The sequence below is a fragment of the Thermosipho africanus Ob7 genome, from assembly GCF_003351105.1.
GTDB lineage: Bacteria > Thermotogota > Thermotogae > Thermotogales > Fervidobacteriaceae > Thermosipho > Thermosipho africanus.
The window spans coordinates 83,414-96,112 of the sequence record NZ_NKRG01000005.1 but is presented as its reverse complement, the minus strand read 5'-3'; the positions used below and the strand labels follow the sequence as shown (position 1 = coordinate 96,112).

Below are 12,699 nucleotides of genomic sequence, written 5' to 3'. Positions count from 1 at the left end.
AATTATTCAAAATAACATATAACTTCGTCTATTTTTTTATTTCTCAATTTATGAGCCAATTCTCCTTTTATTTTATTCCCATGTATCTCAAATTTTTTACCATCTACAAAAACTTCAATTCTGCCAATCTTTTCTTTTAACTGAGGATTAACATATTTTACTTTAGTCTTTGAAAATAGTTTGAATTCAATTACACCGTTTTCAAAGAATTCTTTATTTATTTTCGGTTCAAAGGTAAATGTAAGTTCATTATTTTCAAGTGTAAATAATTTATCACCTATGAACATGTACTTCCACATACTTAAAAATTCTGCCGTTGAACCACTAAGGCGTGCATAAAAACCTTGACCGTGAAGATTTGGATTTGAATTTGCACTACTCACTATAAACGAAGAATTTTCTAAAATACTTCTACCATACACCTTATAATCCATGTAAGGTGGAAGTGCTGTTTTTATATCTTCATAAAACTCTTCAAGCATATCCGATTTAATTAATTCAAGTAGATACTTAAATTCCATATGCATGAAAACAGATTCATTTTCGAGCCAACCAGGTGTAAATGCTCTTATTCTACCAATACTATAGGGTTGATTTAAAATACTCTCAGAAGTTTTGTACATCTTTAGTTTTTTATCATAAATATTTGAATTCTTTACAAAATCATATAATTTTTTCTTCTCGTCTTTATCTATAACCTTAAATGCTCTAACAATTCCTTCAAGAAAATAAGGTAAAACATTAACCTCAAATTTCTTAGGTATAATTACACCATCTATAACTTCATAATCGACAAGCTCATAAGTAAAAAAGGTAGGATATATACCTTTTCCGTAATTTTTAGCCCTTTCAATTCCCTCATCAAGCTTTTTTATCATCTTCTTTAAAATTGCTAATAATTCAACTTTTGAAATCTTCTTTTTATTTCCTGTTATACTATAAAATACCTTACTTCTATATTCTTCTTTTGCATTTGAAACATTGTCCCAGTATATAAACTGATCATTGTCATTAAAATAATTTTCAAGTTCCACTTTTATTTTTTGAATGAATTCTTGCAACTCTTCAAAAACTTCAATATCTTTATTGTATTTTTTTAGTTCTTCATACATAAAATTAATTAATCTTTTCAACTCAAAAGTCTCGCTCATTCCAGAACCAAAGAGTGCTGGAAGCCCATTTAAAGCATCATTCCATCCTGGTTTGTTGGCTTCCATTTCCAAGCCCATTCCATAAGGATCAAGTGTCGCAAATTTATTTACAGCAAGTAATAATAGCTTTTCAAACATATTTGTTTTATAAATATTACCGTTTCTATCTGTCAAATAATTGTGACCTCTTTCTTGAATTATTTTTAATTTTTCATGAGATTCTCCAACTGCAGCAATTTGCCTTACCTTTCCTTTATATAATTTATACTTTTCTTTTCTTGGTTTGACATATGCATGACTGTCATATATTTTATATTCAAACTTCTCGAATAATGTTTTCTGTAATTTATCTGGATAAATTTCTTTATAAGTATCAACTAAATCCATTAAATAAGTCCAATGATCAATCCAGTAACCTTCCCCAAATTCCGCTTGTTCATGCTGAGAAGAATGATAAAAAATTTTCGAAACAAATTCATCCTCATTAACGTTCTTATCCTTAAGTTTTTCAAGAATTTCCCCTGGAGTAAAATAATTATTTAAAATAAATTCCTTTAATTCTTCATTCACACCATCTAATATCGAGGGGTCACCTTCAAATTTAAATCTTGTTCCTTTAACAACCAATGGATTGTTACCGTCAGCCTGTATTAAATTCACAAACATGCTTAAATTAAAATCCTCTATTTCTGGATGAAAGATAACATCATTCCTTCTGTTTTGTGCAACATCTCTGAAATTACCATTACCTTGAGAATATTTTTTTGCCTCTAATACGAAAAAATTATAATCTCTTTCTAAATCTCCATGTTTTCTTGAATATATATGATAAACTACCTTACCATCTTTATTTTCAAAAACTAATGGATATCCTCCTCTTAATACATTATCAAGATAATTCTGCTCACAATACTTATCAAACAACTTGTTGGAGGTTTTTGTTTTTATTTCACTAACCAATTCCTCAACAATTAAGTCTGCTTCTTCTTTTTTTGAAATGATATACTCATCCTTTTTAAGAGTATTGATATTATTATTTATCAGTCCTTTCTCTTTAGAAAAACCTATCATGCTATTAATTACTACTTTATCTTTTAGTTTTCTCTCAAAAACTCCAAAAGCACTTGGGAGAAGATTTTCATCATATTGTTCTTTTCTTAGTACTTCTTTAATTCCTAATTCTTTAAATACAAGCGGAACTTGGAGTGATGTTGAATTACCAAATAAGACATTTTTATCGTATATTACCTCAAGTAACTCATCTCCACTTGATGCAAAATAAAAATAACCATTATTAATTTCTTCTACAATTTCAAGATCACCAATTGTTGTCCTCACACTATAAAACGGTACCTTTTTTTCATAATTGTATACATGCATCCATGCACGTGCAGTATATCCCATTTCTTTGTAAAGACCATTTGAAACACCATAAGGAATAACCTCGGGGAGACCATCTATAATCTCAATATGTTTTTCATATTTATCTTCATTTTCAATTTCTACTCTTCTTACTAAAGCTGCAAAATCTTCATTTGGAAGGACAAAATAAATAACTTTTACCTTCAAACCCAATTCATTGTTTCTTTCCTCAATTTCAAGGCTATTTTTATTAATTCTCATTTCCCTTTTGAAATTAGTTAACTCAGAAAATGGTTCATAATATCTACCGTCAACTTTTATGAATGTTCTAAATCCTTTGAGCGGAGTATCCGTATGACTCTGCCCGGCAGGTTTAAATTCGAGAATTGAATTTGCCTTATTTTCAATCCCAAAACTTGCTATACACTGTCCCCTATTCACATAGAATACCCATAAAGGTATTCCATTTTTCCCGGCAATTCCTGGTAAAAAACTTGAAAATAATTTTTGCTTTGAATAGTTTTCAATCACAAAGTCAAATTTTTTCAATTTTATCACCTCTCATACATTTTTATAATACATCTATTCCTCTTGAAGCTTTCAATAAATAAAACCATTCTTGCCTATCAAGTTCTATATTTAAAGCCTCAACAGCTGTTTTTATTCTTTCAAAATTCCCACTACCTACAACAGGGTAAATTTTTGAAGGATGCTTATAAAGCCATGCATATGCTATATGCTCAGGAGTTGTATAATGATTTTTTGCAACCTCAACAAGTGCATTATGAATTCTTAAAACCCTATCATCTTTTCTTATATCTTCTTCTTTAAACAATCTTCCACCAGCAACTGGGGACCAAGCCATTGGTAAAATACCTTTTTCTTGACAATAATCCAAAGTTCCGTTAAAAAAAGAATCTACATTCCATAGTGAGATTTCAATCTGATTGTAAAGCAAAGGCAATGATAATTTTTCAACAAATAAAGACATTTGACTTGGATAAAAATTTGAAACACCAAAAGACAGTACCATTCCTCTTTCCTTTAATTTTTCAAATGCTCCAGAAATTTCTTCCACATCCATCAATGGATCTGGCCTATGAATCAAAAGAACATCTATATAATCAGTTCTCAAATCTTTCAGAGTCTTCTCCACAGATTCTATAATATGCTTTTTTGATGTATCATAATGTTTTACATACACATTAGGATGCTTATTTGAAAGTAAAACAATACCAACTTTTGAAATTAACTGAATTTTTTTCCTTAAAGAAGGATCTTTTTCTAGTACTCTTCCAAAAATTTCTTGAGCCTCATAATCTCCATAGATATCAGCAAGATCAAATGTTGTAACACCTAAATCTATTAACTTATAAATCAAACTTAACAATTCTTCTGTGGTATATTTCCAACTTTTAATTCTCATTAAACCATGAATAACTCTACTTAATTCAACCCTCATTTTTTCACCACCTCATTTAATTTTTTTTACAGATTCCCTTATAACTAACTCAGGCGGAATAACAACATTTCTAGGAAGTCTAGATCTTTTAGATGTAATTCTTTCTATCAAAATCTGTGCAGCAGTATAACCTAGTTCCCATCTCGGTTGTCTTACTGTTGTCAATTTAGGTTCAATATAATCAAGAAAAGGTGCATCGTCAAAGCCTATAATTGATACATCATCTGGCACTTTTATACCTTTTATCCGCAAAGCATCTATCGCTCCAATAGCTGTCCAATCATTAACAGCAAAAATTGCAGTAAAGTTTAAACTATTTTTAGTAAGATATTCAAATATAGCATCTTTACCATCTTGAGAATTATATCCTCTTATATTTGTATAATATATCTCTAAATCATCCACACTTTCCAAAAATCTTTTTACTCCTTTTTCTCTTTCATTAGCTGCTGGAGACCATTCAGGGCCTGGGATAAAAAGTATTTTTCTATGACCGTTTTCATATAAATACTTTATTGCATTATATGCACCCATCATATTATCAACATTTACAACGTCAAAATTTATTTCTTCCACACTAAAATCAAGAACTACCAATGGAATCCCACTTTTCAAAAACTTTTCGATATAGTTTTCTCCTCCTAAAAGCTCTGCAACTATTATTCCATCAATCTTTCTTTTAAAATATTTTTCGAGAATGTGTTTTTCATTATCAATATCCGCCTTTGGAATTGAAAGAATAACGTCAAAACCATTTTCAAAAGCACAACTTTCAATAGCCATAACGATATCGCTATAGTGATATCCTCTTATATCTGGAACTAATACACCAATAGTTTTAAAAAACACTTCGTTATTACCAAAGTATGGTTTAGGTCTAAAGTTTAATTTTCTCATTGCCCTCAAAACTTTTTTACGCGTTTCTTCTGAAACTTTATCACTACCATTAATAACTCTTGATACAGTAGCTATTGAAACATTTGCCTCTCTTGCAACATCCCTGATTCCTGCCACATAAACCACCTTCTATTCATTTTTTTGCCAAATCCTAATATAGTCAACATACATTTTAGCAGGAAATTTGGTCGTATTATCTGGATATCCAGGCCAGTATCCTCCTACTGCTAAGTTTACTATTATAAAGAAATAATTATCAAAAACCCATGGATATCCTTGACTCAAAATAGCTTTTTTAGTAACTGTGTAATAAACCGTATCATCCACATAAAAAGAAATTTTTTCTTTATCCCATATTACACCAAATCTATGAAATTCTTTTGTAAAATCTGGTTCCTCAATTTTCAGTCTATATTTCCAAGATTTTGCTTTATCCTTACTATATCCTGGGCCATGAATTGTTCCATAAACTGTATATTTATCATGTCCTAAAAATTCAACAATATCTATTTCACCACACATCGGCCAACCCACATATCTATAATTTGTCCCTAACAACCATACGGCCGGCCACAATCCCTTACCGTACGGAAATTTTGCACGAACTTCTATTTTTCCATATTTTATTTTGAATTTTCCTTCAGTATTTATCCTCGTAGAAGTATAATAATATTCACCATATGAATCTCTAATCTTCTCTTTCCTTGCTTCAATAACTAAATATCCATTTTCAAGGTACATATTTTTTCCTTCGGTATAATATTGAAGTTCAGCATTACCCCAACCTGGATTCCATCTAGAATGTCCATTTCCAATATCAAACTTCCAAACCTCAGTATTTAATTTATCTCCGTTAAATTCTTCAGACCAAACTAACTTCCATTCAGATTGTCCCATCTCTTCGCCTCCATTTGCAAAAAAAATCGAAATTAAAACAAGACAAAGAAAAATAACTAATACCTTTTTCATATAATCACCTCACAATAAATCTTTTTATTCTTCTTTTTTCCAAACTCTAATATAATCAACATACATTTTAGCAGGAAATTTAGTCGTCTCATCTGGATATCCAGGCCAGTATCCTCCTACTGCAAGGTTTACTATTAAATAAAATGGTTTATCAAACACCCAATTGTAGCCTTTGCTTAACACAAATGACTTTGAAACAGAATGATAAATTTTTCCATCAACATAAAATTCAATTCTTTCATCATTCCAAATTATCTCAAAAGTGTGAAAATCTTCTGTAAAATTTGGAGATTTTGTTATATAAATATTAGAAATACCTTCACTCCCTGAATATCCCGGCCCATGAACTGTACCATAAATTTTATTTGGTTCATGTCCAAGAAACTCAACTATATCTATTTCACCACAATTAGGCCATCCCACTTTATTAATATTTTCGCCCAACATCCAAACTGCTGGCCACAATCCTTTTCCATATGGAAATTTTGCACGAACTTCTACTTTTCCATATTTTACTTGAAATTTTCCTTGAGTTGTCATTCTCGCTGAAGTATAGTTATATGTTCCATATGAATCGCTAACTTTTTCTTTTCTTGCTTCAATAACTAAATATCCATTTTCTATATAGGAGTTTTGTCCATTAGTGTAATATTCAAGCTCTCCATTACCCCAACCTGGAATTTTTTTTAAATGACCATTTCCAACCTCAAAATTCCAAACATTTTTATCTATTAAATAATCATCAAAATCCTGTGACCAAACAAGCTTCCAGTTGTCACCATCAGAATCTATTAACTTACAAGAGACAAAAATAAATAAAATAATTGTTAATGTAAATATTAATACTTTTCTCATAATATCACCTTCATTCACCAGTTATTCCTGTTCTTTCAAGGCTTTCCACAAATTGCCTTTGTAAGAATAAATAAGTAATAAGTAATGGTAAAATTGTTATAAAAGTTGCGGCAAGACGTATTCCTTCATTAATCCTGTTAACTGAATTTCCTGTCGATGATGGAAACATCTGGGCATATCTCCATATAAAATCTCTTAAAGCAATTGGAAGTGTTTTAATTGAATTTCCCAAAATAAGACCTGAAATAAGCGTTTCATTCCAATACCATACAAGAGAAAAGATAAAAGTTGTTACTAATGCTGGAATTGAAAGTGGAAGCATTATAGTCCAAAAAATTCTAAAAGGACCAGCTCCATCAAGCTCTGCTGCCTCATCAAAAGCTTTTGGTAACATTTGAAAAAAATTATAATAAAGCAATATAAAAATTGCACTTTTTATTCCCTGACCAAAAAGTGCAGGTAAAAATGAGGCAAGCGGGGTTCCGACAAGCTTTAACTTACTAAAAAGCATGTACTTAGTGACAAGTGTGGTCTGAGCTGGAATCAAAAATGTTGCAAGAACTAAGAAAAGCCAAAACTTTTTTAAAGGAATATCAAACCTCTGAAGCCCATATGCAATTATTGCAGTACTAAAGGTTTGAATCAACGCAGGCACCACTGAAAGATAAATACTGTTAATTAATGTCTTTGATACATCCAAAACTTCCCAAGCTAATTTATAATTATCAAGAGTTGGATGTACAGGTATCCACCTAATTGTTGGATTAACAAGATCTTCTACACTCATAAAACTGGTAGTTATCATGTAAAGTAATGGATACAAGTATGCATATCCAATACCAATTAATAAAACATATAAAACTAATTTTGCAGTTGGAGTTTTTATGTATTTGTAATAAAAAGATCCTCTCATTTTTTCACCCCGTTTAATCTTTCTTTCTTAATAGTAAAAATGCAATACCTATAATTATCATCACTGATACAAAATAAATCCATGACAAAGCAGCTGAGTATGAATATGGCTTATCAATATCAAACATATGTTGAGTTATGCTTGTGTTTACAGAATTGTTTGCAAACGATGCAAGATCAACTATAGTATAAATAGTAGTAATTAAAATAAATGGTCTAATCAAAGGCAATGTAATTTTCCAAAAAATAACCCAAGAATTTGCACCATCAATTTTGGCCGCCTCATATATTGAGGGACTTATTTTTTGCAATCCTGCTAGAAAAAATAAAATTTGAACACCAGAAAACCACAAAATAAGTACTAGATTATCAAACATGTATAAAAATGGAAAACTAATTCTGTCCGGAAGTGTTGTGAAAAATTGATAGATAAAATATTTACCAGGATCCACAATTTTTGATGCATTATTTGCTACTAATTCTGATACAACTGGCCCACTTATAATAACCACAGGTAGAAAATATAAAAGTCTGAAAAATGCTCTTAACTTTATTTTATTATTCAACAAAATAGAAACAATTAAAGCAAAAATTACAATCAAAGGCGTTGATAAAACAATGTTTATAATTGTATTAGTAAAGTTAATCGGAAAAGTTAAGTCACCTCTAAATGCATATTTATAAAATTCTAAACCAACAAAAGTTGATTCAACACCAGAAACAGTGAATCTGACTTTGAAAAAGCTTAGGTATAGCGAGTAGAAAAAAGGATAAGCTGTAAAAACTATAAAACCGATCAGCCAAGGAGAAAAAAACAAGTATCCAATTAACGCTCTTTTTGTCTTTACTTTAATTTTATTACTCATATTTATCTTCCCCTTTACTAATCAAAATCCATGATTCTGGCAGTACCGTAAAATTACCATATTCATATTTATTCTCTGTATAATTTATTAAAAAACTTACTCCATTTTCATAACTTACCAAGACAATTCCTGGAGCAATTACATCTCTATCAGAAATAGAAAAGCCTCTAACATGCTTTAAAGCCTTATTAATTTCTTTATAAATATCAACTATACTATTTTTCCAATCTTCAAATTTTGTTGAGGGATAATACAAAAGCGGAGTTTTTGCTAAATAATAATTATCTATTTCAGTTAAAATAAAATTTGGATATGCGCCAAAATCAATTGCTTTTAAAACGTCTAATTTTGAGAAAAAACCATCGTTCATAAAAGGAACAAAATATTCTATGTATCCACTTAATAAAATTTGGAGAAAAGGAACAGTATCAGTTTCATAAAGATATTGACTATTGTTCATTGGAATATTAATTATCGAATTGGTATACTTCCATAAATAATCATTAGCATTAAAAAATGATACATTTATATTTTTTGAAATATTTGCTATTGTTTTTATTATCAATTCTTTGGCTTGATTTCTGTAAATTTCGTTATCTATTAGTAATTCCCCATACAACTTTATTCCATACTCCTTTAATGCTAAATTTTTAATTCCAAGTTCATTCATTTTTAAAGCTTTTTCTTTTAAATAATCACTTGAAAGTTTTATATTTGTATAGTATGATCTAAAAAACCAAAGATCTCTATTATTTTTATCTTCATATATCAAAGATTGAGATAGGTTAGTTCCTGCTTCTTTATTAATATTTATCTGTTGTTGAGTTACCTTTGTAACATTCTCCACAAGATATATTTTTATGTCATTATCGTTAAATTTCTTATACAAACTCAAAAGTCCATCTTTCCCTCCAACAGATTTTTCAAAAGAGAATTTTGAGATTTTATTTCCGCTCCGACCTCTTTCTTGCCAACCTTCTAAAAAGATATTTAATTTGTTAACGCCTAAATGCTTAAAGTAATCAATACATCCTTTGATGTAATTGTATGTTGTTACTTTTATAGAATTAAATCCCAAAACTTTTTTCTCTAACTCTGAAACTACAAAGTCAAGAGAAAGAGGAATATTCCCACTTTTTGGTTTCTTAACTAAAACTCCTTCTTTTACAAGGATATTCCTATAAAATTTTGCCATCCCAACATAGCTTGCCTGTTCACCAGTTAAAAAGTACACTCTATACCTTACGTCCAATTTATTTTTTAATTTTTGTGGAACCTGGATTCCATTACCGCTTCTAGTTGTTGGTTGTAAATACTTTTGCCTATAAATAAATTTAAAACTTGCCCAATAAAAAGGACTTATTACACCACTTGGGTAAGCTACTATTGAACTATACTCTGCACCAGAAATAATTCTTCCAAAAATTGCATTTTGATTTACACCATGGACTATTCCAAACACAGGCATATAAATTGAAGGCTCTTCTCTTAAAAAATCATTTGGTCTACTAGCTTTTAAGTCGCTAACTTCTCTGAGATTATCAATACTATAATCCTTTCCGTAAATCCTTTTTTCAAACATACTTGAATTTAGAGATGATTTAGAAAATCTTATTAATGCTCCTGGACCATCTGGGATAAAAATATATCCAGATTTTTTATTTTCTCTCACTGCACCCAAAAAAGGTGCAATATATATTGATGCTAGTTTAAAATTACCTTTTTCATCAATGCTTTCATATGGAATGTAAAATTCTATATGGTCATCATTTAAATATATGTATAGTTTTAGTTTTATAGCAAGACTTTCATAATTTGCTTCTATTTTAATCCCATTCTCAAGTTTTGAATATTTCTTTATTACACTTTTATCTGATATACTTAAAAGATAATTTAATGCATTATCATCAAAATACTCTATTGTCAAAACAGAAGATGCTATTCCTTTCCATATATTGTTCATTCCTGATAAATTTTCCGAATCCACTAATCCCCATAAATATCCACTTTCTTTATTAAGAATCCTAATAGAATAATTTTTCTCATCAAACCAGAGTTCTAATTTTTCTGATTCAGCAATTAATTTAAAACCCTCAGTATTTAAATCATTTATAACTCGATTTTTTTCATCAGGTTTTGTAAATCTATTTGAAAGATAATCATTCCCTATTGAAAACAAAAGACTAGAAATTAAGATAAATCCGAAAAGGGCTATCTTCAATTTATCTGACACGATATAACACCTCCTGAATTATTCCATACACTGTTTCAAATATTTGATCCCATAACATATAAACTATTGAAAATACAAGAACAATTACTAAAATCCAAATCAAAGAATATAGAATACTGCCAATTGTCCCTTTTACGTGATAATCATGTGTTTCTTTAACACCAACAAAAAGAATAATAAGTGTCCAAGATATAATAAAGAAAGAACCAAAATTTATAAGGAAGCTTTCATTATATGTCAATATATATGTAAGAAATATTATAAAAGGTTGAAAAATTATATAAGGTGCAAATGAATATGCAGTAAAAATATAAATATTTTTAAGTGTTCCTCTCCCATCAGTTATTGAACTAACAAGATAATTAGAAAATACCCACAACAATACTGGAACAATTGTAGATAAAAGAACATAACCAACTGATCTTTCAGAAGTATTTAGATTAAACAAAAAGCTTCTTCCCATATAATCAAAAATTACAACTATAGCAAATAAACCATAAATTATTGTCGCTGATAAAATACTTCCATAAGTTCCTTTTCTTAAATAATAAAAACTATCAATTGGATGTCTTAAAATATTTTTTAAATAAAAAATATCACTCAAAAGTTTATTTTTAATTGTTATTTTTAATTTATAATTTTTCAATTTTAGAATTCTTCCCACTATTTCATAAAATATAAATATTAAAAACAAAACTATTAATATTGCTTTCATATTATTCTGTAAAAATTGATTTCTTATTTCCCAAAACGCATTAGAGTACTCTCTTTTATTATATGCAACCTTAAAATGCAAAGCAGCATATTTATAATTGCCTTCTTGAAAATATGCTTTCCCAAGTCCATTATGAATGATACTTGAATAACCATCATATTTTAAAACATCTTCCCAAATAGATTTACTCTCAATATATTTACCTTGCATATATAAATCCAAAGCCCTGTGTATCTTCAAAGCATAAACAGTTGGATTAAACACTTGAACAATTCCTTTTTCTTTATCAAGAACATATATCTTTCCCTCTTCATCAACTTCAATTGATGAAGCTACTGAAAAAAGACCATTTTTGTCATATGATATTGCCCTTCCACCAAAAGAAAATATTAAATTTCCTTCCTGATCATATTCATAAATAAGTCCTGTTTCAGTTAAAGCAAATATTCTTCCTTCTTTATCAACCGTTATATCAACAAAATTTTCCTCATCCACCATCAAATTTAAACGAGATAAATACAAAATATTGTTTCCAAGTGTATTGTGCTTCTTTATAGCATCTCCCCTTTCTTTTTGGGTAATTGTATATACTAATCCTTTATCATCAATTGCTATATTAAAATATGGTTTAGGTGTTCTCGTTAGAAGTCTTTCTTTTTGCTGCTTTGAATAAAATAAATCAATAAATTTATCTAAAGCAGTTATTCTTACTTTATTTGCTCCAAAATAACCTAAAAACTCACCATTTCTATCAAGCTGAATAATTCCATCTAAAGACCCTTCACTTACAATATAAAAATTCCCCCTTTTATCAACGACAACTTTCTTTGGTTTAAATTTTGTGTATTGACCAAACAATATACTTTTTGGTTTACCTATTCTTCTTATTTCATTTCCTTCTTTATCAAAAATAACAATTTCTGATAACCCAGCATCAGCAACATAAATGTATTTATCGTCAACAAATACACCTGTTGGAGTAAAAAGTGACCATTCACCAACTTCAATATATTTTCTTGTCTTTAAATCATAGACAACTATTCTAGCATTTCCAGAATCAGCAATATAAAGTTTTCCACCTTCTAAATACATATCTTCAGGATAATAAAGTCCTGCATCTTCCAAAATAATTTCACTCACTAGATATGCATCCTGAGTTATTTTCCATTTATTATTTTGCCCAATTGTATATGTATAAAATGTACTGTTAGAAGCAATAATATAAATTGCTAGAATTAAAAAAAGACTAATGATTCTCTTTCTCACAATTATTCCTC

The 12,699-nt window shown here is 29.2% G+C and carries 9 protein-coding genes; all 9 read right to left on the bottom strand.

The features are described from left to right. Window positions 1–2: 2 nt before the first annotated feature. The 9 genes from OB7_RS06450 to OB7_RS06410 are packed head-to-tail and all read right to left on the bottom strand — an operon-like array spanning window position 3 to window position 12,688. Window positions 3–3,071 carry a hypothetical protein gene (locus OB7_RS06450; RefSeq protein ID WP_249031038.1) on the bottom strand — a complete coding sequence of 1,023 codons (3,069 nt, stop codon included), beginning with the start codon at window positions 3,069–3,071 and terminating at the stop codon, window positions 3–5. Window positions 3,072–3,084: 13 nt separating this feature from the next. Continuing rightward, window positions 3,085–3,975: an aldo/keto reductase gene (locus tag OB7_RS06445; RefSeq protein ID WP_004103010.1), complete on the bottom strand. Its 891-nt coding sequence runs from the start codon at window positions 3,973–3,975 to the stop codon at window positions 3,085–3,087. A 12-nt stretch (window positions 3,976–3,987) separates the two neighbouring features. After that, window positions 3,988–4,989: a substrate-binding domain-containing protein gene (locus OB7_RS06440; RefSeq protein WP_012580492.1), complete on the bottom strand. Its 1,002-nt coding sequence runs from the start codon at window positions 4,987–4,989 to the stop codon at window positions 3,988–3,990. A 12-nt stretch (window positions 4,990–5,001) separates the two neighbouring features. Further along, window positions 5,002–5,841, bottom strand: coding sequence for a glycoside hydrolase family 16 protein (locus tag OB7_RS06435; protein WP_114702800.1), 840 nt, complete (start codon window positions 5,839–5,841; stop codon window positions 5,002–5,004). 24 nt (window positions 5,842–5,865) lie between these two features. Next, window positions 5,866–6,696 carry a glycoside hydrolase family 16 protein gene (locus tag OB7_RS06430; RefSeq protein WP_004103002.1) on the bottom strand — a complete coding sequence of 277 codons (831 nt, stop codon included), beginning with the start codon at window positions 6,694–6,696 and terminating at the stop codon, window positions 5,866–5,868. Between the two features lie 10 nt (window positions 6,697–6,706). Then, a complete protein-coding gene (locus OB7_RS06425) occupies window positions 6,707–7,609 on the bottom strand; it encodes a carbohydrate ABC transporter permease (protein WP_004103000.1) in 903 nt (300 codons plus the stop codon). A gap of 13 nt (window positions 7,610–7,622) precedes the next feature. Then, window positions 7,623–8,474: a carbohydrate ABC transporter permease gene (locus OB7_RS06420; RefSeq protein ID WP_012580491.1), complete on the bottom strand. Its 852-nt coding sequence runs from the start codon at window positions 8,472–8,474 to the stop codon at window positions 7,623–7,625. After that, window positions 8,467–10,707 carry a DUF5696 domain-containing protein gene (locus OB7_RS06415; RefSeq protein ID WP_114702799.1) on the bottom strand — a complete coding sequence of 747 codons (2,241 nt, stop codon included), beginning with the start codon at window positions 10,705–10,707 and terminating at the stop codon, window positions 8,467–8,469. Before OB7_RS06415 ends, OB7_RS06420 begins: the two co-directional genes overlap by 8 nt. Beyond that, the gene (locus OB7_RS06410; RefSeq protein WP_114702798.1) at window positions 10,697–12,688 is read right to left on the bottom strand and encodes a YIP1 family protein; all 1,992 of its coding nucleotides are present in this window, start codon (window positions 12,686–12,688) and stop codon (window positions 10,697–10,699) included. The genes OB7_RS06415 and OB7_RS06410 overlap by 11 nt, the downstream gene beginning before the upstream one ends. Window positions 12,689–12,699 lie beyond the last annotated feature (11 nt).